Origin of the sequence: Sphingomonas glacialis (assembly GCF_006439055.1) — a bacterium.
Classification (GTDB): domain Bacteria; phylum Pseudomonadota; class Alphaproteobacteria; order Sphingomonadales; family Sphingomonadaceae; genus Sphingomonas; species Sphingomonas glacialis_A.
In genome coordinates this window covers 340,490-361,782 of sequence record NZ_RCZC01000001.1, presented here as the reverse complement: position 1 = coordinate 361,782, position 21,293 = coordinate 340,490, and the positions used below count along the sequence as shown (strand labels likewise).

At 67.7% G+C, this 21,293-nt stretch carries 18 protein-coding genes; 5 read left to right on the top strand and 13 right to left on the bottom strand.

Going from position 1 to position 21,293, the window contains the following annotated elements:
* Positions 1-4 precede the first annotated feature (4 nt).
* From fumC to gmk, 3 genes are read left to right on the top strand one after another with little or no spacing between them, the layout of a single operon-like run.
* Positions 5-1,390 (top strand): class II fumarate hydratase, encoded by a 1,386-nt coding sequence (fumC, locus tag EAH76_RS01665; RefSeq protein ID WP_140847132.1) that lies wholly within the window; start codon positions 5-7, stop codon positions 1,388-1,390.
* 58 nt (positions 1,391-1,448) lie between these two features.
* Entirely contained in the window at positions 1,449-1,670 is a 222-nt protein-coding gene (locus EAH76_RS01660) for a hypothetical protein (protein WP_140847129.1), read from the top strand.
* Positions 1,671-1,721: 51 nt separating this feature from the next.
* A complete protein-coding gene (gene gmk, locus EAH76_RS01655) occupies positions 1,722-2,378 on the top strand; it encodes a guanylate kinase (RefSeq protein ID WP_194150936.1) in 657 nt (218 codons plus the stop codon).
* A 69-nt stretch (positions 2,379-2,447) separates the two neighbouring features.
* Here gmk and EAH76_RS01650 read toward each other — a convergent pair whose 3' ends face one another.
* Together EAH76_RS01650 and EAH76_RS01645 are read right to left on the bottom strand one after the other, a co-directional pair.
* Positions 2,448-3,131 (bottom strand): ATP12 family chaperone protein, encoded by a 684-nt coding sequence (locus EAH76_RS01650; RefSeq protein ID WP_140847125.1) that lies wholly within the window; start codon positions 3,129-3,131, stop codon positions 2,448-2,450.
* 49 nt (positions 3,132-3,180) lie between these two features.
* Positions 3,181-4,542 (bottom strand): hypothetical protein, encoded by a 1,362-nt coding sequence (locus EAH76_RS01645; protein ID WP_140847122.1) that lies wholly within the window; start codon positions 4,540-4,542, stop codon positions 3,181-3,183.
* 131 nt (positions 4,543-4,673) lie between these two features.
* On the opposite strand from EAH76_RS01645, the gene EAH76_RS01640 reads away from it, so the two are divergent.
* A complete protein-coding gene (locus EAH76_RS01640; protein ID WP_140847119.1) occupies positions 4,674-7,916 on the top strand; it encodes a S41 family peptidase in 3,243 nt (1,080 codons plus the stop codon).
* A gap of 78 nt (positions 7,917-7,994) precedes the next feature.
* A complete protein-coding gene (locus tag EAH76_RS01635) occupies positions 7,995-9,893 on the top strand; it encodes an alpha/beta hydrolase family protein (RefSeq protein WP_140847116.1) in 1,899 nt (632 codons plus the stop codon).
* A gap of 116 nt (positions 9,894-10,009) precedes the next feature.
* Here the strand turns inward: EAH76_RS01635 and EAH76_RS01630 are convergent, their stop codons facing one another.
* The 11 genes from EAH76_RS01630 to EAH76_RS01580 form a co-directional block, all read right to left on the bottom strand.
* Positions 10,010-11,041, bottom strand: coding sequence for a cell wall hydrolase (locus EAH76_RS01630; protein ID WP_194150926.1), 1,032 nt, complete (start codon positions 11,039-11,041; stop codon positions 10,010-10,012).
* Positions 11,042-11,177: 136 nt separating this feature from the next.
* Positions 11,178-14,009 carry a M16 family metallopeptidase gene (locus EAH76_RS01625; RefSeq protein ID WP_140847113.1) on the bottom strand — a complete coding sequence of 944 codons (2,832 nt, stop codon included), beginning with the start codon at positions 14,007-14,009 and terminating at the stop codon, positions 11,178-11,180.
* Positions 14,010-14,216: 207 nt separating this feature from the next.
* Positions 14,217-14,399, bottom strand: a complete 183-nt coding sequence (locus EAH76_RS01620; protein WP_140847110.1) for a hypothetical protein — start codon at positions 14,397-14,399, stop codon at positions 14,217-14,219.
* Positions 14,399-15,556: a tRNA guanosine(34) transglycosylase Tgt gene (tgt, locus tag EAH76_RS01615; protein ID WP_140847107.1), complete on the bottom strand. Its 1,158-nt coding sequence runs from the start codon at positions 15,554-15,556 to the stop codon at positions 14,399-14,401. Before tgt ends, EAH76_RS01620 begins: the two co-directional genes overlap by 1 nt.
* Before the next feature lie 123 nt (positions 15,557-15,679).
* Entirely contained in the window at positions 15,680-16,363 is a 684-nt protein-coding gene (locus EAH76_RS01610) for a DUF1013 domain-containing protein (protein WP_140847104.1), read from the bottom strand.
* Positions 16,364-16,470: 107 nt separating this feature from the next.
* Positions 16,471-16,785 carry a type II toxin-antitoxin system RelE/ParE family toxin gene (locus EAH76_RS01605; RefSeq protein WP_140847100.1) on the bottom strand — a complete coding sequence of 105 codons (315 nt, stop codon included), beginning with the start codon at positions 16,783-16,785 and terminating at the stop codon, positions 16,471-16,473.
* Entirely contained in the window at positions 16,785-17,030 is a 246-nt protein-coding gene (locus EAH76_RS01600; protein WP_140847097.1) for a type II toxin-antitoxin system ParD family antitoxin, read from the bottom strand. Before EAH76_RS01600 ends, EAH76_RS01605 begins: the two co-directional genes overlap by 1 nt.
* A gap of 51 nt (positions 17,031-17,081) precedes the next feature.
* A complete protein-coding gene (locus EAH76_RS01595; protein WP_140847093.1) occupies positions 17,082-18,119 on the bottom strand; it encodes a glycosyltransferase family 4 protein in 1,038 nt (345 codons plus the stop codon).
* Positions 18,120-18,124: 5 nt separating this feature from the next.
* Positions 18,125-19,024, bottom strand: a complete 900-nt coding sequence (locus tag EAH76_RS01590) for a UDP-2,3-diacylglucosamine diphosphatase (protein WP_140847089.1) — start codon at positions 19,022-19,024, stop codon at positions 18,125-18,127.
* A 95-nt stretch (positions 19,025-19,119) separates the two neighbouring features.
* Entirely contained in the window at positions 19,120-19,449 is a 330-nt protein-coding gene (locus EAH76_RS01585) for a GIY-YIG nuclease family protein (protein WP_140847086.1), read from the bottom strand.
* Positions 19,450-19,584: 135 nt separating this feature from the next.
* A complete protein-coding gene (locus EAH76_RS01580) occupies positions 19,585-21,279 on the bottom strand; it encodes an AMP-binding protein (RefSeq protein ID WP_140847083.1) in 1,695 nt (564 codons plus the stop codon).
* Positions 21,280-21,293 lie beyond the last annotated feature (14 nt).

Sequence of the window (21,293 nt, the reverse complement as noted above, 5' to 3'; positions counted from 1 at the left end):
CTGAATGACCGACACCCGCACCGAGACCGATTCGCTCGGCCCCATCGAAGTCCCCGCCACCGCCTATTGGGGCGCGCAGACGCAGCGCTCGATCGAGAACTTCCCGTTCGCCGCGACCGAGCGGATGCCGATCGCGATCATCCACGCGCTCGCGCTGGTGAAGCAGGCCGCCGCGCGCGTGAATCGTGCGCACGGTCTCGCCCCAGACATCGCCGACGCGATCGAATCGGCCGCCGCCGAGGTCGCCGCGGGCAAGCTCGACGACCAGTTTCCGCTCGTCATCTGGCAGACCGGCAGCGGCACGCAGTCGAACATGAACGTCAACGAGGTCATCGCCGGCCGCGCCAACGAGATCCTCACCGGCAAACGCGGTGGCAAGACCCCGGTCCATCCCAACGACCACGTCAATATGAGCCAGTCGTCGAACGACAGCTTCCCGACCGCGCTCCACATCGCGGCCGCGATTGGCGCGACGCAGCGGCTGCTCCCGGCGCTCGACCGGCTCAACCGTGCGGTGAAGACCAAGTCGGACGCTTGGCACGACGTGGTCAAGATCGGTCGCACGCATCTGCAGGACGCGACACCAATCACGCTCGGCCAGGAATTCTCGGGCTACGCGGTGCAGCTCTACCGTTGCTACCACCGCATCGAACCCGCGATCACGCACAACATGCTGCTGCTCGCGCAGGGTGGGACCGCGGTCGGCACCGGGCTCAACGCGCCCGCCGGCTTCGATGTCGCGATCGCCGCCGAGATCGCGCGGCTGACGGGACTCGCCTTCGAGACGATGCCCAACAAGTTCGAGGCGCTCGCGTCGAACGACCCGATCGTCCACGTCTCGGGAACGCTCAACACTCTCGCCGTCGCGCTGACCAAGATCGCCAACGATATCCGTTTGCTGGGTTCCGGCCCGCGCTCGGGGCTCGGCGAACTGCATCTGCCCGAGAACGAGCCGGGCAGCTCGATCATGCCGGGCAAGGTCAACCCGACGCAGTGCGAAATGCTGACGATGGTCGCCGCACAAGTGATCGGCAACCACCAGGCGATCACGATCGGCGGCTTGCAGGGGCATCTCGAACTCAACGTGTTCAAGCCGATGCTCGGCGCCGCGCTGCTGCGCTCGATCGATCTCCTCGCCGTCGGCATGGCGAGCTTCGCCGAGCGTTGCGTCGAGGGAATCGAGCCGAATCGCGCGCGAATCGCCGAGCTGGTCGATCGCTCGCTGATGCTCGTCACCGCGCTCGCCCCTGAGATCGGGTATGACAATGCCGCCAAGATCGCCAAGCACGCGCACCACGAAGGCCTGACGCTGAAAGAGGCGGGACTCGCGCTCGGCCTCGTCGATGCCGCGACCTTCGACCGGCTGGTTCGCCCCGAACGCATGGTTTGACGCTACCGGAACCATCGGCGATTTCGTGCGCTGAGCGTAACGAACGGGAGACAGTACGATGAGTTTTACGACGATGATTGGCGCCGCGATCGGCGCGGCGATCGACGGTTCGGACGGGGATGACAGCACGGTCGATGGTGCGATCGAAGGTGCGATCGTCGCCAATGTCGTCAAGGCGGTGATTCCGCTGGCGCTGACCTTCGCGACCGGTTGGCTCGTCCTGCGCGGCCTCGGCCAGCTCAAGACGCGCGTGTTCGGCGAGGATACGCCGCGCGCCTGAGTCGGCACAGCAAACCTTGACGGGAGGGGCATGCCCGCGCCACTAGCGCGCATGGTCGATCATCGCTCCTCCCAGCCCAAGAACTTCAAGCGTCGCGGGCTGATGTTCGTGCTGTCCTCGCCGTCCGGCGCGGGCAAGTCCACGATTGCCAACCGTCTGCTCAAGGAAGAGCGCAACCGCATCAAGATGTCGGTGTCCTATACGACGCGTGCGCCGCGCAAGGGCGAGGTCGACGGCAAGGACTATCACTTCGTCGACAAGGAAACCTTCCGCGCGATGGCGGAGGACGACCAGTTCCTCGAATGGGCGCGCGTGTTCGACGAGCGCTACGGCACGCCGCGCGACACCGTGTTCAAGGATCTCGAGCACGGGCAGGACATTCTGTTCGATATCGACTGGCAGGGCGCGCAGCAGCTGTTCCAGCTTGCCGGTGGCGACGTGGTCCGCGTGTTCATTTTGCCGCCCGGCCTCAAGACGCTGCGCCAGCGACTCGAGGATCGCAACACCGACACGCAGGAAGTGATCGACCGCCGCATGGACCGCGCGCAGGCCGAGGTGAGCCATTGGGACGGCTATGACTATGTGCTGGTCAATGATGATCTCGACGATTGCTACGAGTGCGTCCAGACGATCCTGACCGCCGAACGCCTCAAGCGCTCGCGCCAGCGCGGGATGATTGGTTTTATTCGGCGTTTGCCGGAGAAGTAAGCGCGCGCCCTAGCCGGCACCCCGGCCTTGTGCCGGGGTGACGAAGAGGGTGGTGTCTGTTCCGAGCGCCTACCGCAGCAATTCCAGCATCCGCACGCCCGCGCCGAAATCACGGCGGCGCGTGGCAATTCCCGCCTCGGCGAGCGGGTCGCGGCCCCAGCGTTCGGCCTGATAGTCCTCGTCGAGCGTCACCGCGTCCCACACCTGTTCGGGCGTCGCCGCCTGCTCGGCGAGCGCGAGCGCCGCGATCAGCGAGCCGCCGATCGTCACGATCGGCGACAGCGCCGCCAGTTCATAGGCTCCCCGCACCGCGATGGCATCGCCGAGTCGCTGGAGCGTCGCCGCGGGTTGTGCGCGGTGCAGGATGCCGGTGACGACCTCGACATGGACGTCATAGCGCAACCGCGCCCAGTCGATCAGCGGATCCCAGGCGGCGGCCTGACGCGCGACCAGATCGTCGGGCGAATCGGCGCGGTAGCAGAGCAGGTCGCTCTCGGCATAAGCGGCGAGGCCTTGCGCGAACAGCGCCGGGTCGGGCGATATCCGGTCGATCGCCGCATTGGCGAGTCCGGTGAGCGGCATCGCGCGCGGGTCGATCTCGCCCTCGACCGCGCGCCATTCTTCGGCGACGGCTTCGGCAAGCCCATCGGTCGGCGGCGCGAGCGGCACGCGGCCGGGGGTGCGCACCGGCTTGCCGTCGAGAAAGACGGCGCGGGTGTCGTCGAGGGTGACGTTGGTCCAGAAACGCTTCATGGCCGCAGCCCTAGAGCAGGAACGCGCCGCTTCAAAACGCTTCCAGCCCTCAGGCGCGCGCGATGACGCCCGCCGCGACCACGATCAGCAGCGGTGCCGCGGCCGCCGCGAGCCGCCAGCGCGGCAGCTGCCACGTCGCGCGCTGCGACAGCAAGAGCGCCGCCGCGATCCCCACCGCGGTCATCGTCCAGAAGTGGTAGCGCACTTCGGATGCGACGCTCAGCGGGAGGTAGCTGAAGCCATAGAGCACCGCGGACCACGCCAGCGCGACGGCGGGATCGCCATCGCCGAGCCTGGGACGCAGCACCAGCAAGCCCAGCCCGAGCGCGAGCCAGCAGATCGGCCAGCCGGGCGGTGTCGTCAACGTAGCGTCGGCGGCGTGCTGGAGCGCGCTGCGCCAGCCGTTCGGTGCGACGGTGAAGCCCCAAGGATTCGGATCGGACTGCGGCGACAGGCCCGGTAAATCGGCATCGTGGACGAGGAAGCGCGTGTTGCGGTCGAAATGCGCGAGGCGATGTTCGGCATAAGCGAGGGGATGCGCGGCGACCGCCGCGGCCCACCAGCCATAGGGGCCGTGCCCGGCCTTGAGCGGTGCGTCGAGCGTGGTGAAGCCGATTGCGCACGGCGCCGCGCCCCACCAAGCGTAGCGGTCCCACGAGATCGGCGAATAGCAGTCTTCATTGACCGCAACCGGGTTCGCCACGCTGGTGCGCGGGAAAACATCGGTCTTGGCGAACGCACCGATCCCGCCGAGATCATAGATCACCAGCGACAGTTCGACCCCGCTGCGCTTGGCGTGCAGCGCGGCATTGGCGAGCGGCAGCGCGAGCACCAGCGGGATCGCCGCGAGCAGCGCGGTCGCCCCGAGCCGCGGCACCGTCCGCCGCCACGCCGCAGGCACGGCGAGCAGCAGTAATGGGAGACACGCCGGAACCGCATTGAATCGCAACGTCGCCGCCGCGACGAGCAGCAGCGCGGCGACGATCCGCGCGGCGCGGTCGCCCGGTCGCGCGGCGAGCAAGCCGCTCGCGAGCAGCAGCGTGCCCGCGAACAGGCTGTCCTTGAGGATCGTCCCCACCAGCACCAGCACGATCGGCGATAGCGCGAGCAAGGCGATCGCGCCGGTCGCGCCGCGCCGTCCGCGCGCCCACGCCGCCTGCATCCACAGCGCGGTACCACCCCAATACAGGGCAAGCTGCAGCACGAGCATCGGCGCCGGCCCCGCACCGAACAGCCCCAATTGCCGCCACAGCCAATTCATCGCCGGCGGGTGCCAATCGTCATATTGGCCGCTCAGCGCCTGGCCATATTGCCGGATCGCGTCCCAGGTCATGATTCCCGGCCAGAACAGCGCGCCATGCAGCAGCGCGAGCAGCACGATCGCGCCGAAGATAACGGGTCTGGAGGTCATCGGTCGCACGCCGCGATGTACCATGCGACCACCGCAAAGCCACCCCGTCGGCGCGGCTTGTGATTGTCGCGCAATTGCGCTTTGTTGGGCGCCAACGCGCCGACACCATCGTCACGCCAGGGGGCTTTTCCATGACATTCCAACGTCGCGCGCTCGCCGCCGCGAGCTTGCTCGCCACGACCATGCTGGCTGCCCCCGTTGTGGCGCAGGAGGCCAGGCCCGCCTTCGCCGAGCCCACGCTCTCCCCCGACGGCGCGCTGATCGCCTTCGCTTCGGGCGGCGACATCTGGGAGGTCGCGGCGAACGGCGGTGTCGCGCGTCCGCTTGTCACCGATGCGGCGACCGAGGCACGCCCGCTCTATTCGCCCGACGGGACCAAGCTCGCCTTCACCTCGACGCGCGGCGGCAACGCCAACATCTATGTGCTCGATCTCGCGAGCGGCGCGGTGACGCGGCTGACCTATGCCGAGGCGGGCGAGGAGCTCGACGCCTGGTCGCCCGACGGCAGATATCTGTACTTCGCCTCAGGGGTCGCCGATGTCGGCCGTCAGCCCGACATCTTCCGCATCGCGGTCGACGGCGGCACGCCGATGCAAATCAGCCGCGAGACCTATCTCGCCGAGTTCCAGGCGGCGCCGTCGCCCGATGGCAGCACGCTCGCGATCAACACGCGCGGCATCAGCGCGGGGCAATGGTGGCGCAACGGCACCTCGCACATCGACCAGACCGAACTGTGGCTGAAACCGGTGGCCGAGGGCGGCGCGTTTCGCCGTCTGCTGGCGGATGGCGAGAAGCACGCCTGGCCGATGTGGAGCCGCGACGGCGCGAGCCTGGTCTATATGAGCGCGAAGGGCGGGCCCGAGAATCTCTGGCGCGTGGGCGTCGGGGCAGGGGCGGGGCCCGAGCAGCTGACGCACTTCACCCATGGCCGCCTGCTCTATCCGTCGATGGCGGCAAACGGGTCGGCGATCGTGTTCGAACGCGATTTCGGCGTGTGGCGCTACGATCCCGCGACCGGCCAGGCCGCCGCGGTGCCGATCACGCTGCGCGGTGCGGCAAGCACGACGCCGCGTCGCCATGAACAGTTGCAGGGCTTTGCGCGGATGGCGCTCTCGAGCGACGGGCAGAAGATCGCGGTGATCGGGCATGGCGAGGTGTTCGCCACTTCGGCCAAGGACGGCGGGACGGCGCAGCGCGTGACCAACACCCCCGGCGCCGAACGCGAAGTGGTCTGGTCGCCCGACAGCCGCCGCGCGCTCGTCATTTCCGAGCGCGGCCTCGCGCGTTGGCTCGTCGAATATGACGTGGCGAGCGGGCGCGAGACGGTGCTGACGCGGCAGGGCATCGCCTCGTCGCCCTCCTATGCGCCCGACGGCAAGTCGGCCGCCTATGTCCTCGATGATCGCGAGCTCCACGTCGTGACGCTCGCGGGCGGGGCCGATCGCACGCTGTTCACCGGCGCGATCGCGACCGACGAGCGCGACGGTCCGCGCCCGACCTGGTCGCCCGATGGCCAGTATATCGCCTTCCCGCTGCTCGATTCGCGCTCGTTCGTGAACGTCGAGCTCGTCCCCGCCGCGGGCGGCGCGGCGCGCCCGGTTAGCTTCCTCGCCAACGGGCAGATGGGCGGCATCGCCTGGTCGCCCGACGGCACCTACATCCTGTTCGACACCGCGCAGCGCAGCGAGGATTCGCGCATCGTGCGGATCGACCTGTTGCCGCACGTGCCGAAGTTCAAGGAAGACAAGTTCAGCGACCTGTTCAAGCCGGGCAAACAGCCGGGTACGCCCGACACGCCGTCGGACACGCCAGCGCCGGCGACGCCCAAGCCGCTGCCTATCGCGGCCAAGAAGGGCGCCGCCCCACCGCCACCCGCGCCCAAGGTCAAGCCGGTGTCGATCGTCTGGGAAGGCCTGCGCGCCCGTGCGACGATCCTGCCGCTCGGGCTCAACGCCGATACGCCGGTGATCAGCCCCGACGGCAAGACGCTCGTCTTCCGCGCGCGGGAGAAGGGGCGTGCCAACCTCTACAGCTACAATCTCGACGAGCTCGCCGACGAGCCGCCGGTGGCGCAGCAGCTTACGCAGAGCGACCGGCCGAAGGGGGATTTCGCGCTGGCAGGCGACGGCAAGACCTTGTTCTATCTCGACGGTGGCCGCGTCATCTCGACGCCGCTCGACACGCCAAAGCCAAAGCCGATCCCGGTCGGCGCCGAGATGGACGTCGATTTCGCCACCGAAAAGCAGATCGTGTTCGACGAGGCTTGGAGCATCCTCGACCGCAAATTCTTCGATGCGAAGTTCAACGGCCAGGACTGGAAGGCGCTGCGCGCGCGCTTCCAGCCCTATATCGCGGGCGCGCGGACGCCCGACGAGGAACGCCGGATCATCAATCTGATGATCGGCGAGCTCAACGCCTCGCATTCGGGGATCTCGCTCAGCCCTGGAGCGCCGGGCAGTGCGCGACCCAATCGCGTCGGTGATCTCGGCCTCCGCTTCGACCGCGCCGCCTATGATGCGGGACGCGGGCTCGTCGTGCGCCAAGTGGTGCGGCTCGGTCCCGCCGCGATCGAGAGGATCGCGCCTGGCGACCGGATCGTCCGCGTCGGCGGTGTCCCGATCGGCGCGTATGGCAATATCGATGCTTTGCTCGAGAACAGCGTCGGCCGCCGCGTCGCGCTCGGCGTTGCGGGCGCGAACGGGCAGCGCACGGTGGTGGTGCGGCCGATTTCGGTCGGCGCGGCAGCGGGGCTGGCGTATCGCCAATGGGTCGATGATCGTAGGGCGCTGGTAGATCGGCTGTCGGGCGGCAAGCTCGGCTATGTCCACATCGCCGACATGTCGTCCGAATCGCTCGATCAGCTCTATCTCGATCTCGATGCCGAGAATCAGCGGCGGCAGGGTGTCGTCGTCGATATCCGCAACAACAATGGCGGCTTTATCAACGGCTTTGCGATCGACGTGTTCGCGCGCGCCAATTACCTGACGATGACGCCGCGCGACCTGTTCCCGCTGCCCGGTCGCCAGGCGCTCGGCCAGCGCGCGCTCGGCAAGCCGACCGTGCTCGTCACCAACGAATCGTCGCTGTCGGATGCCGAGGATTTCACCGAGGGCTATCGCGCGCTCGGGCTCGGTAAGGTGGTGGGGCAGCCGACCGCGGGGTGGATCATCTTCACCGGCGGCGAGCCGCTGATCGACGGGTCGTCGGTGCGCACGCCGAGCACGCGGATCCAGGATGGGCGCGGGCAGGACATGGAGATGCACCCGCGCCCGGTCGACGTGACGGTGACGCGGCCGCTCGGCGAAGGCCCCGGCACCGATGCGCAGTTGAGCGCGGCGGTCGATGTGTTGCTCGCGCAGGTGGGCAAGCCATAACCGATCGCCGCACCGGCGCGATTGCTCCGCCACCGCACTGTGCTATCCCGCTCCATCACTCGACGGAGCTTCCCTTCCATGCGCCTCAGCCTGTTCGCTTTTCTGCTCGCCGCTTCCGCCAGCCCGGCGCTCGCCGCACCCACGGTGCACTCTTATGGCGGGCTCGCGCTGTCGGCGCAGGGCGACCGGATCGCGACGATCGACGGTGAGGGCAGCAAGAGCAGCATCACGATCCGTGCGACGAGCGGCAAGGTGCTGCGCAGCTTCGATCCGTGCGGCACGCTATGTTCGGTGTCGGGGCTGACCTTCGCGCCCGACGGCAGCCTGGCGTATCTGACGCGCGACAGGAAGGCTGGGCTCGTCACGCTGGTCGTCGATCATGACGGCAAGCCGCATACGGTGGCGACGGTCAGCGGCATCGCGCAGACCCCGCGCTTCTCGCCCGACGGGTCGCGGATTGCCTTGCTCGTCACGATCGGCGCGGCGAAGGAAGCCGGCGCGGCGCAGGCCGGCGTGCGCCAGATCGGCGAGATCGGCGAGAAGAGCGACGAGCAGCGGCTCGCCGTGTTTGACGTCAGTGGCACCGTGACGGCGGACAAGGTCAAGCCGCTCTCGCCTGCCGATCGCTACATCTACGAATATGACTGGACGCCCGACGGCAGTGGCTTCGTCGTCACCTCGGCGCTCGGTAATGGCGACAACAATTGGTGGGTCGCGACGCTCGACGCGGTCGACGCGACGACCGGCGCGGTGCGCACGATCGCCAAGCCCAAGACGCAGCTCAACTTCCCGCGCGTTTCGCCCGACGGCAAGACCGTCGCCTATATCGGCGGGTTGATGAGCGATTTCGGTTCGGTCGGCGGCGATGTCTGGACGGTGCCCTTCGCCGGCGGCGAACCGCGCAATACCCAGCCGAACAGCAAGCTGACCGTGACGTCGCTCGTCTGGCGCGATGCCGCAGTCCGCGGCACCGCTTTGCGCGGCGACCGGATGGGGCTCTATGCCGAGCGCGCGAGCACCGATGGTCTCGGCTGGAGCCGTCCGTCGACGCTCGCTGCGGGCGATGCCAAGGCCGCGTGGAGCGCCGACGGCGGGACCGTCGCGACCGTGTCGCAGGACTTCACGCATGCGCCCGCGATCTTCGCCGGGTCGGTCGATGCGCCCATCCAGATCACGCACGACAATGACGCGATCCCCGCGAAAATGACCGCGCGCAGCATCAGCTGGAAGAATGACGGCTTCGACGTCCAGGGCTGGCTGCTCGCACCGCTCGGCGCCGATCCCAAGGCGAAGGCGCCGATGATCACGATCGTCCATGGCGGCCCGTCGGCGGCGAACGTGCCGTATTTCGGTGGCGGCTACGGCGCGATGCTCGATGCCGGCTATTACATCTTCCTGCCCAATCCGCGCGGCAGCTACGGGCAGGGCGAGGCCTTCACCGCCGCCAACAAGCGCGACTTCGGCGGGGGCGATCTGCGCGACATCCTCACCGGGATCGACGCGGTCGAGAAAGTCGCTCCGGTCGACGACGCGCGGCTTGGGCTGACCGGCGGGAGCTATGGCGGTTTCATGTCGATGTGGGCGAATACGCAGACCAACCGCTTCAAGGCGATCGTCGCGGGTGCCGGGCTTTCGAACTGGGTGAGCTATTACGGCACCAACGGCATCGACCAGTGGATGCTGCCGTTCTTCGGCAAGACGCTGTACGACGATCGCAAGGCGTATGAGGATGTCTCGGCGGTCAATTTCATCAAGAACGCCAAGACCCCGACCTTCATCTATGTCGGCGAGCGCGACATCGAGGTGCCGCCGACCCAGTCGGTCGAATATTGGCATGGCCTCAAGGACATGGGCGTGCCGACCAGCCTGGTGATCTACCCCGAAGAAGGCCACGGCATCCGCGCGCCAGCCAATTCGGCCGACGTCGCGGCGCGGACGCGGGCGTGGTTCGACAAGTACCTCGCGGCGAAGAAGTAAGGCTTCCTCCCCTCCCTGAAAGGGAGGGGCCGGGGGTGGGTTGGCCCGTTGTCGCGGGCAGCCCCCGCCCTCGGCCGACCCACCCCCAACCCCTCCCTTCCAGGGAGGGGAGGGCCCTACCGCAGCGGCTTGCCCGAGTCCTTCCAGCGGTCGAGGATCTGCGAGTCGCCCGGCAGCGTGTCCGCCGCGGGCGTCGCAGGCGCGATCGGCGTGCCGCTCTGCGCATAGGCCGGCTGGATCGCCGCGGGTTTGGCGATCGGCGACACCGGCACGACCGCCGCCGCGCTCACCAGCGCGGGCGGATCGAGCCGCGGATGCGGGCCGGGCACCGGCTCGCCCCCAAGATACGGCTGACGGAACGCCGCCGGCGTCCCCCAACCGCCTTGCCAGCGATGGAAGAAATGCGCGCCGATCGCGGCGGTCATCACCAGGCTACGGTTCCACGCCGGGGTGACCGCATAGGTGTGGTAATGCGTCGCCAGCCCGACCTGCGGCATGACATGCCCGTTGAGCGCTGCGACAGCGACCTTCAGCGCGCGCAGCCAATAGGCTTGCGACGGCGCCCCGCGTTGCAGCGCGCCGTCGCACGCGAAGCTGAATTGGCACCCGGTATGTTCCGAGCCCTGGAACACCACGCCGCACACCGTCGCCGGGAAGGCCGGGTGCCGCACGCGGTTGAGGATCACCTGTGCCACCGCCTGCTGCCCGGCATCGGGCTCGCTCGCGGCTTCGTAATAGATCGCGGTGGTCAGGCATTGCAGCGCGCGGCCACGGTCGATCGCGCTCGCGCGCGCCATCGAAAAGGGGAGGGCGGCGCGGACCGATGTGTCCCCCGCCAGCGCCGCAGCGCCGACCGGGAGCGGCAGGTCGGGAAGCGCGATCGTCCCGGTCGCACCGCGCGCCGGGGCGGTGTCGCCCCGCACGGCATCGTCGGCGGCGTTGAAATAGGCGGCGCCGGGGAAGTGATCCTCGATCTCATAGCCGCTCGGCGCGGGGGCGTGCTGCGCCGCCTTGGCATGCTGGATGATGATCGCGCGCAAAGCGGCATGCGCCGACACGCCCGCCAGCACGAGCGCGCACAGACCCACGGCGCCGAGCTTGCTCAGCCGCCGCATCTTCACCCAGCCAAGGATTGCCTGCAGATACACGCGCGCGCTGTAGCCGATTTCGGGGCGCGGCGATGCTGCTGTTTTGGGAGTGTCTCGCGACGATACGATTGGTGGTTAATGCAGGGGTTTCGTCACCCCGGCGCGCGGCCGGGGTGACGGATGCCCGATCGGCCGGTCAGCGGAGCGTCGCGCTGTCGAGCTCGAGCGCGTCCGCAGGGATCACCTCGACATTCGGATACGCCTTGCGCAGCTCGGGCAGGAACAGCTTGGCGTCGCCGACCACGATGACGCTCGCCGCCGCGGGATCGAGCAGCTTTGCCGCTGCCGCCTGCACCGCCGCCGGATCGACCGCCGAGACCCGCTGCGTGTACTGCCCGAGTTCGCTGAGCGGCAGGCCCTGGACGACATAACCGCCGACCGTCCCGGCGATCCCGCCGGTCGTCTCGGTCGCGCGGCCGAAATTGCCGACCAGCACGGCCTTGCGCGTATCGAGCTCGGCCGCGCTGACGGGCTCGGCGCCGAGCCGCTTCATCTCGGCGAGGATGATCGACACCGTCTCGGGCGCGCTCGGGTTCTTGGTCGAGGTCCGCGCGGCGACGACGCCCGGCAGGCGGCCGGCCTGCAGGCTGCTGCCCGCGCCATAAGCGAGGCCGCGCTTGATGCGGATTTCCTGATTGAGCCGCGACGAGAAGCCGCCGCCCAACACCGTATTGGCGACCGCCGCGGGATAATAGGCCTGGTCGTTGCGCGCGATTCCGGGGCGCGCCACGACGACGCCAGCCTGGCCGGCACCCGGCATGTCGACCACGACGACGCGCGGCGCGGGGTAGATCTGGCGCGGGCCATCGGGGCCTACCGGCACGGTCGCTTTCCAGCTGGCGAAATTGGCTTCGGCCAGTGTCTTGGCGCGAGCGGGGGTCACGTCGCCGACGAGCACCAGCGTCGCCTGCGCGGGCGCCCAGGCCTTGGCATACGCGCTGCGGATGTCGCTCGCGGTGATCGCTTTGAGCGAGGTGGGCGTGCCCGAGCGTGGATGGCCATACGGCGAGGCGCCGAGCGCCGCGCGCGCGGCGACGAGCGCGGCGAGCTGGCTCGGATCCTTGATCGCGACCTGGACGCCGTCGATCGTCTGTGCGCGGGCGCGCTCGATTTCGGCGGGCGCGAAGACCGGGTTGCGCGCGACATCGGCGAGGATCGCGAGCGCCGGCGTCGCCTGGTCGGACTTGACTGTCACCTCGATCGAGCTGCCGTCCCAGCTCGCATCGCTCGAGATCGATCCACCAAGCGCCTCGATCTGCCGCGCGATCTGCGTCGCCGAGCGCGTCGTCGTGCCCTTGGTCAGCAGGTCGGCGGCGAGGCTGTTGACCCCGGCGCGATCGGGCCGGTCGTCGGCAGCACCGCCCTGCGCCACGAGCAAGGCGGTCAGCAGCGGAAGATCATGCTTTTCGACCACGACGACGCGCATCCCGTTGGCGAGCGCGAATTCGTGCGTCACCGGTGCCGCCGCGGCGATCGCGGCGGCGGGCGGCGGCGGTGCGATCCGATCGGCGGCGCTGGCGGGTGTCACCACCTCGATCTTGCCCGGCGCGACCAATGGCGAGACCACTACGGTATCGGCCACTTCGATGCGGTCGTTCTGCGGCGCCTTGGCTGTCGCGTCCTCGGGCAGATACTGGATCGTCGCCGAACGCTGATCGCGCAGATATTTGGCGGCGACGCGCTGGACGTCGGCGGCGGTGACGCGGCCGATCGCGGCGAGCTGCCGGTCGGCGGCGCGTGCGTCGCCGTCGATGATCACCGAGGAGGCGATCGTGCGGCCCGCGCCCTCGGCGGTCTCGCGCGCCTGGAGTGCGCCTGTCAGGATCTCGTTCTTCGCCTCGGCGAGTTCGGTGACGCTTACCGGGGTATCGCGCAGCCGCGCGACCTCGCGACGGAGTGCGGTTTCGCCCTGCGCGGCGGTCTTGCCGCCCGCCAGGATCGCGAACACCGCGAGATTGCCCGGGCCCTGCTTCGAATCAAGCACGCTCTCGGCGCTCTGCGCGAGTTGGTCGCGATAGACGAGCGACTCGTACAGCCGTGAACTCTCGCCCTGCGACAGGACCGCGTTGAGCACGCTGAGCGCCGGGCCGTCGGGATGGTTGTCGGCGGAGATCGGATAGCTGATCATTACCGCGGGGAGCGGCGTATTGGCTTCATGGACGACGTAGTGCGTCGCTTTGGTGCGCTCTGGCTCGGTCACCGTGACGCGCGGGATTGGCGTGGTCGGGCGTTTGATCTTCGCGAAATACTGGTCGACCCAGGCGTCGAGCTGGGCTGCATCGAAATTGCCCGAGACGACGAGCACGGCATTGTCGGGCCGGTAATAGGTCGCGTGGAACGCGCGGACGTCGTCGATCTGCGCGCTTTCGAGATTATCGAGGCTGCCGATCGTCCCGCGCGCGTACGGGTGGCGGGTGTAGGACACGGCGGGGAAGTAGAGGGAGAACAGCTTGCCGTAGGGCCGTGCATTGGTGTTCTGGCGCAGCTCCTCCTTCACCACGTCGCGTTCGGAGGCGAAGCTCTTGGGCTCGACGACCAGCGCGGCCATGCGGTCGGCCTCGGCGAACAGCAGCCGCTGGAGGTGGTTGGCGGGGATCGTCTCGTGATATTCGGTGTAATCGTCGTTGGTCGAGGCGTTGTTGTTGCCACCGACATCCTCGGTCAGCCGGTCGAACTGTTCGGAGACGAGGTTGCGCGTCGCCTTGAACATCAGATGTTCGAACATGTGCGCGAAGCCCGAGCGGCCGGCGGGGTCGTCCTTCGAGCCGACGTCATACCACACCTGAACCGAGACGTTGGGCGTCGTCGTGTCGCGGATCGCATAGACGCGCAGGCCGTTGGCGAGCGTGCGTTCGGTGAAGGCGATCGGCTTGATTGCTGGGGCTGGGGCGGTCGGCGTGGGCTGCGCGGTGGCGGCGGTGAGCGGGAGCAGGGCGGCGCCCAGCAGGAGGGCGGCACGGGACAGCATGGGGGGAGGCTCCGGATGGGGGCGGTGGTGCGCCTACGTGTCGTGCGCGGGGCGCGCTGTGTCAATCACGTGGGACACCAACCGCGCGCCTCCCCTCCCTGGAAGGGAGGGGTAGGGGTGGGTCGGCCCGGTGGGTGAGGTTCACTCGCTCTGGAGAGCGACCCACCCCCAACCCCTCCCTTCCAGGGAGGGGATTAGCCAAGCGTATTATTTCTTCTTCGGCCGGTTCACGTACAGCAACACCGCCGCCAGCGCCGCCGAACCGACGCCGACCCCGATGGCGATCGGCGTGACGGGCCAGTTGCCGTGCTGCTCGGTCTTGGCCTCGGCGGCATCACGGACGCGCTTATGATCGCGCGCGGCGGCTTCGATTTCGTTGATCTCGGACATTACACCCTCTCTGCGTGGCTATCATATGCCTGTCGGAACGCATCGGCGAAGGCTTTGAGCCGTCCCTCACCGATTGCAGCCCGCAGGTCCGCCATCATCGCTTGATAGAACCACAGATTGTGCTCGGTCATCAACATAGCGCCGAGGATTTCTCCGGATCGGACGAGATGATGAAGATAGGCGCGGCTGCCGCCGTGTTCGGGATGCGCGCAAGTGGGGCAGCCGCATGCCGGGTCGAGCGGGCCGGTGTCCTCGGCGAACTTGGCGTTGCGGATGTTGAGCGGACCGTTCCGTGTGAACGCCTGGCCCGTGCGGCCCGAGCGTGTCGGCAGCACGCAATCGAACATGTCTATCCCACGCTCGACCGCGCCGACGATGTCGGTCGGCTTGCCGACGCCCATCAAATAGCGTGGCTTGTCGGCAGGGAGCTGGCCGGGTGCGAAGTCGAGGCAGGCGAACATCGCCTCCTGGCCTTCGCCGACCGCAAGCCCGCCGACCGCATAGCCGTCAAAGCCGATGTCGATAAGCGCCCCTGCGCTGTCGCCGCGCAGCGTCTGGTCGAGCGCGCCCTGCTGGATGCCGAAGATCGCTGCGCCCTCGGCATGTACGCCGCCTGCGTCGAACGCATCGCGCGAGCGCTTCGCCCAGCGCATCGAGCGCGCCATGGCGGCTGCCTGCACCTCGGGGGTCGAAGTGGTCGGCACGAGTTCGTCGAACGCCATCACGATGTCCGAGCCGAGCAGGCGCTGGATCTCGATCGAGCGTTCGGGGCTCAGCGTGTGGCGTGAGCCGTCGAGGTGCGACTTGAAGGTCACGCCATTCTCGTCGCGCTTGGTCAGGTCTGAGAGGCTCATCACCTGATAGCCGCCGCTGTCGGTGAGGATCGGGCGGTCCCAGCCCATGAAGCCGTGCAGCCCGCCCAATCGTGCGACGCGCTCGGCGCCGGGGCGGAGCATCAGGTGATAGGTGTTGCCGAGAATGATGTCGGCGCCGGTCGCGCGGACGTCGGCGGGTTTGACGCCCTTGACCGTCGCGGCGGTGCCGACGGGCATGAACGCCGGCGTGCGGATCGTGCCGCGGCGCATCGCGATCTCGCCGGTCCGCGCCTTGCCGTCGGTGGCGTGGATAGTGAAATCGAAGCGGGGTTTGTCGTTCATCTTACTTCCTCCCCTCCCTGGAAGGGAGGGGATCGAGGGGTGGGTCGGTATGAGGAGAGTGCGGCGCTCCCCCGAGAGCAACCCACACCCAACCCCTCCCTTCCAGGGAGGGGAGGAGATACATCAGCGCTTGAACAGCGTCTCGGCGGTCGGCTCGGCGCGCGGGGCGACGACTTCGCCATTCTCGGCGGCTTCGGCGTCGCGCGCGAGCTGGTCGCGCTGGGCGCGCAGCTCGGTGATGAGCGCTTCGCGATCACCCTCGAGCCGCGTGTCGACCGGCGCTTCGAGCCCGGCGGCCTTGGCCGCCTTGGCGACCGCGGCGTCGAGTTCGCGCTGCGTTGTCAGGCCGAGCGTGACCGGATCCTTCGGCGTGATGTTGCCGATGTTCCAGTGGCTGCGGTCGCGGATCGCCGCGATCGTCGTCCGCGTCGTGCCGATCAGCAGACCGATCGCGCCGTCGCTGATCTCGGGATGATTGCGGATGATCCACGAAATGCCGTCGGGCTTGTCCGACCGCTTCGACACCGGCGTATAGCGCGGCCCCTTGGTGCGGCGGACCTGCTCGGGCCCTTTCAGGATCTTGAGCGTGTATTCGGGGTCGGCCTGACCCTTGTCGATCTCGTCCTGCGTCAGTTCGTGCGCGCGGATCGGGTCGCGCCCGGTCAGCTTGGTCGCGGCGGTATCGTCGGCGATCGCCTGGACCTCGAGGATGTGCAGGCCACAGAATTCGGCGATCTGCTCGAAGCTGAGCGCGGTATTGTCGACGAGCCAGGCGGCGGTCGCGTGCGGCATGAGCGGCTGGGCCACGGGATACTCCTCAAAAACGGAAAGGGCCGCCCCTTTCGGAGCGGCCACTTGTGCTGACATGCAATGTAGAGCGAATGGCGGGGGAGGGCAAGCGCGGTTGCGGCGGGTTAGATTTCGGGGTCATGCTCGGCGAAATGGGCGAACGTGTCTCGGCGCGCATCGCGCACGTTGATGACTTCCAGCGCGTCTTCGGTGTAGCGGAAATAAATGATGTAGCGATGATGCGGCGTACTGCGCAGGTCTGCGCCCAGCTCCGGCCGCGCACTCCCGAGCGAACCGGGGAGCGCGGCGATCCGATCGCAATGCTTGCGCACTCCATCGATTACGCCGCGCGCGATGTCGCCGCCGCTCTGGTCCGCGATGTACCGTGCAATGGCTTTAAGGTCGCGCTGCGCCGCCCGACTGATTTTGAGGCGGCGCATCAGCCGCGCTCACGCTCCCAAGCATCGAGATCTTCCTGCACGCTGAGGAATACGTCGTCGGCCGAATACCAAACATCCTCGGCGATCGACGCCTGCAGCGTCTCGCGCAAAGCCTTGATCTTCGCGTCGCGCTCTTCGACCAACCGCAAGCCTTCGTTCACCACGTCGACGGCCGACGCATAGCGGCCCTCGGCGACGCTCGCTTCGACGAAGCTTTCCCAATGCGGCCCAACGGGTACGTCCATCGTGATCCCTCCAACAGCAGCGCCGCAATTTACCGCATCGCCGCTAGTCGCTCAAGCCGCGATCGCCTCGGGATGCTTGACGGGGACGAGCGCGCCGAGGAACTGGCGCGCGCTCGCTGCCCAGGTGAAGGTCTGGCCGTAGGCGGCGCAGGCGGCGCGATCGCGCGTGAGCGCGGCGGCGATCGCGGTGTCGAGATCCTCATCCATCGCGCCGACCTGCGGGTTCAGCACATCGACCGGCCCCGTCACCGGATAGGCGGCGACCGGCGTGCCGCTGGCGAGCGCCTCGATCATCACCAGCCCGAACGTATCGGTGCGGCTCGGGAAGACGAAGACGTCGGCGGCGGCATAGGCCCCGGCGAGATCGGCGCCGAACAACGGCCCGAGAAAATGCGCCTGCGGGTAGCGCGCGGCAAGCGCGGTGCGCGCCGGGCCGTCGCCGACGATCACCTTGGTACCGGGATGCTTGGCGGTGAGGAACGCCTCGATATTCTTCTCGACCGCGACGCGGCCGACATAGAGCTGGATCGGTCCGCCGCCCTGCGCCTTCAAAGCCGCGATGGCGGCAAGCGGCGCGACGCCCGGCCCGAAGGTCGCGAGGTCGACGCCGCGGCCCCAATGGCGGATCTTGGTCAGGTCATGCGACTTGAGCGTCGCGGCGATCGACGGGGTCGAGGCGAGGATCGACTGGGCGGGCCAGTGGAACCAGCGGATATAGCGCCACACCCATTCGGGGTTCACCCCGGTCCGCGCCGAGACGTAATCGGGGAATTGCGTGTGATAGGCGGTGGTGAAGGGAAAGCCGCGCGTCAGGCACCAGCGCCGCGCCGCCAGGCACACCGGCCCCTCGGTCGCGAGATGGATCGCGTTGGGCGCGAAATCGGCGAGCATCTTGCCGACGCTCGCAGTGCTCGCGAACGCGAGGCGGATCTCGGGATAGGTCGGGCAGGGCATCGAATAGAACAGATCGGGCGAGACGATCAGAACCTCATGGCCCTGGCGTTCGAGTTCGGCACGCACCGCTTGCAAGGTGCGCACGACCCCGTTCACCTGGGGGCTCCATGCATCGGTGGCGATGGCGATCCGCACGCGCGTCAGGCCGCCAACATCTCGATCTTCGCCGTCGGCCGGGATATCTCCCGCGCGGCAATCTCGTCAGCCCAGTGCAGCAATTCCATTCTCCCGTCGAAATGTTCGACCAAAGCCGTGCAGCCTTCCACCCAGTCGCCGTCGTTATAATATGCGATACCGTCGATATCACGGAACTCGGCGGTATGGATATGGCCGCAAACGACCCCATCGACGCCGCGTGCGCCGGCCGCCTGCGCGACGATCTCTTCGTAATTGGAGATGAACTGCACCGCGTTCTTCACCTTGGCTTTCGCGTGTTTCGACAGCGACCAATAGGGCAGGTTGCAGAAGCGTCGATAGGCGTTCACCCAGCGATTGAGCGCCATCATGAATTCATACGCCGCATCGCCGACATGCGCCAGCCAGCGGTGCGCGAGGGTGATTGCATCGAATTCGTCGCCATGCAGCACCAACAATCGACGCCCGTCGGCGGTTTCATGCACCGCGTTGCGGCGGATCGCGACGCCGCCGAAATCGAGCCCGCAGAATTGGCGGACGACCTCGTCGTGATTGCCGGGGATATAGACGACCTTCGCGCCGCGCTTGGCGCGCTTGAGCAGGCGCCAGACGACGTCGTTATGCGCCGCGGGCCAGTAGAATTTCTTCTTCAGCCGCCAGCCGTCGATGATGTCGCCGACCAGATACATCGTCTCGCTGTCGACGTGGTCGAGAAAGTCGATCAGCAGGTCGGCATTGCAGCCGCGCGTGCCGAGATGGATGTCGGAAATCCAGATCGTGCGATACGCCCGGCGTTCGCAGGTCGTGCGTTCGGGAATCGAGGGCTGCGAATGCGCGAAGTCGGCAAAGTCGGCGATCGTGCCGCCCGACAGGCCATCCATCGCGATCTTGGTCACAGTGTCCATCGTCGACTACCCCGAAGCCCTACTGGTCTTGGGTCTATGCAGACAGATTGTTACAATCGGAATCGTTGACCTTAACGCAACTGTCATACGACCCGTCATTCCCGCGAAAGCGGGAATCCCGCTGCTTCTTCTGCTGCGCCGTTGAGGGTCTCGAACAGGTCGAGCCACTTCGGATTGGCGCGTTCGATGAGTTCAATTTTCCACGCGCGCCGCCACTTCTTCATCGCCTTTTCGCGCGCGATGGCGTCGGCGATGTTTTCGGCAAAATCCGCGTATACGAGGCGCGTTAGGTCATACCGTCGGCAAAAGTCCGAACCGGTTTTGTCGCGATGCTGGAAACTGCGGCCGGCGATGTGGGACGTCACACCGATATACAGCGTTCCACGGTAGCGGTTGGACATGATGTAGATCCAACCCCCGCGCATCGTGTTAGCGCTTGCCGACCGAGATACACCCCGCCACCGTCACCCTCGCGCAAGCGAGGGTCCCGCTTCTTCTGGTTGGCGCGGTGCCAAGAAGCGGGACCCCCGCTTTCGCGGGGGTGACGGGCGGGACAAAGCTCATACGGTCGGCGTCTCCGCCATCACCTCGGCGATCAGATCCTTGCGGCTGAGCTTGCCGATCATCGTCTTGGGCATCGTCAGGCGGACCACGACATCATCGACCCGCTCATGCCGGCCGAGCTGCGGGTTGAGCCAGTCGCGCAACTCGGCGCCGGTCGCCGCGACATCCTCGTTGAGCGTCACATACGCGCGCGGCTGCTCGCCCCGGTACGGGTCGGGCAGGCCGATCACCATCGCCTCCTTGACCGCGGGATGGTGGTGCAGGATCGCCTCGATCTGGCTCGGGAAGACCTTGAAGCCCGAGACCGACAGCATGTCCTTCAGCCGGTCGACGATCCGAACGAAACCGTCCTCGTCGATCGTACCGACATCACCGGTGCGCAGCCAGCGCCCCGCGGCATCGCTGACGAACACTTCGCCATCGGCATCGGGCCGGTTCCAATAGCCCTTCATGATCTGCGGACCCATCGCGACGATCTCGCCCGGCTCGCCGGGGGGCGGGGGCTGGGTCGGGTCGGCCTTGTCGACCAGGCGCAGATGCGTGGCGGGAATGGGCTGGCCGATCGTGCCGGTCTTGCCGGGCCGCTCATACGGATTGGCCGAGAGCACGCCCGAGCTTTCCGACAGGCCATAGCCTTCGACCACGGTCGCCCCCGTGACGCCCTCGAACTTCGCCTTGAGTTCGGCGGCGAGCGGCGCGCCGCCCGAGATGCAGACGCGCAGCGACGAGAAATCGGTCTTGGCGATATCGGGATGGTCGAGCAGCGCCTGGTACATCGTCGGCACGCCCGGCAGCGCGGTCGCCTTGGTGCGCGTGATCGCGCCGAGCACCGCGCCCGCCTCGAAGCGCGGCAGCATCACGATGCAGCCGCCGTTGAGCACGGTCCGGTTGAGCACGCAGGTATTGGCGAAGACGTGGAACAGCGGGAGCACGCCGAGGATCCGGTCGGGCTCGCTGGGGTGCGGGTCGATCCCCATCACCTGGCGGGCATTGGCCGACAAATTCTGGTGCGTCAGCATCGCGCCCTTGGGGGTGCCGGTGGTGCCGCCGGTATATTGGATCAGCGCGACGTCACTGACAGGATCGATCGTCGTGGGCGCGTGCTTGCCGTCATTGGCGATCAGCTGCGAAAAGCTCAGGATGCGCGGGTCGTGCGGCCGCGGCGTTACCTCCTTGCGCTTGAACAGGCGGTAGAGAAGCGACTTCGACGGCGGCAGCGCGCCCGCGATCGAGCCGACGACGAGCCGCTCGAGCTGGCTCCCGTCGAGCACTTTCAGCGCGGTCGGCAGCAAGGCGCTCGCCGAAAGCGTGAAGAGGACGCGCGTGCCCGAATCCTCGACCTGATGCGCAAGCTCGGCAACGGTGTAGAGCGGCGAGAAATTGACCACCGTCGCGCCGAGCTTGAGGATGCCGTAATAGGCCGCCAGGTAATGCGGCGCATTGGGCAGGAACAGCCCGATCCGGTCGCCCGGCCCATAACCGAGTGCCTGCAGCCCCGCCGCGACGCGATTGGCGCCGTCGAGCGTTTCGGCATAGCTGTAATGCCGCCCGAGGAAATCGATCAGCGGCGCATTACCGGCGCGCGCGGCAGCCTGATCGAACAGATCGACCATGGATAGCGGAGGATAGCGGCTGTCCCAGGCATTGGGGTGACGGTAGGATTCGCGCCAAATGGCTTCAGGATCGCTCATTGACATGTGTGTAA

Bases quoted from the DNA above. Each gene is read 5' to 3' on its own strand.
- EAH76_RS01620 (WP_140847110.1), bottom strand. From the start codon at position 14,399: ATGTCCGAGATCAACGAAATCGAAGCCGCCGCGCGCGATCATAAGCGC.
- EAH76_RS01640 (WP_140847119.1), top strand. From the start codon at position 4,674: ATGACATTCCAACGTCGCGCGCTCGCCGCCGCGAGCTTGCTCGCCACG.
- EAH76_RS01625 (WP_140847113.1), bottom strand. From the start codon at position 14,009: ATGCTGTCCCGTGCCGCCCTCCTGCTGGGCGCCGCCCTGCTCCCGCTC.
- EAH76_RS01585 (WP_140847086.1), bottom strand. From the start codon at position 19,449: ATGCGCGGGGGTTGGATCTACATCATGTCCAACCGCTACCGTGGAACG.
- tgt (WP_140847107.1), bottom strand. From the start codon at position 15,556: ATGAACGACAAACCCCGCTTCGATTTCACTATCCACGCCACCGACGGC.
- EAH76_RS01650 (WP_140847125.1), bottom strand. From the start codon at position 3,131: ATGAAGCGTTTCTGGACCAACGTCACCCTCGACGACACCCGCGCCGTC.
- EAH76_RS01660 (WP_140847129.1), top strand. From the start codon at position 1,449: ATGAGTTTTACGACGATGATTGGCGCCGCGATCGGCGCGGCGATCGAC.
- EAH76_RS01580 (WP_140847083.1), bottom strand. From the start codon at position 21,279: ATGAGCGATCCTGAAGCCATTTGGCGCGAATCCTACCGTCACCCCAAT.
- fumC (WP_140847132.1), top strand. From the start codon at position 5: ATGACCGACACCCGCACCGAGACCGATTCGCTCGGCCCCATCGAAGTC.
- gmk (WP_194150936.1), top strand. From the start codon at position 1,722: ATGGTCGATCATCGCTCCTCCCAGCCCAAGAACTTCAAGCGTCGCGGG.
- EAH76_RS01645 (WP_140847122.1), bottom strand. From the start codon at position 4,542: ATGACCTCCAGACCCGTTATCTTCGGCGCGATCGTGCTGCTCGCGCTG.
- EAH76_RS01605 (WP_140847100.1), bottom strand. From the start codon at position 16,785: ATGCGCCGCCTCAAAATCAGTCGGGCGGCGCAGCGCGACCTTAAAGCC.
- EAH76_RS01635 (WP_140847116.1), top strand. From the start codon at position 7,995: ATGCGCCTCAGCCTGTTCGCTTTTCTGCTCGCCGCTTCCGCCAGCCCG.
- EAH76_RS01590 (WP_140847089.1), bottom strand. From the start codon at position 19,024: ATGGACACTGTGACCAAGATCGCGATGGATGGCCTGTCGGGCGGCACG.
- EAH76_RS01600 (WP_140847097.1), bottom strand. From the start codon at position 17,030: ATGGACGTACCCGTTGGGCCGCATTGGGAAAGCTTCGTCGAAGCGAGC.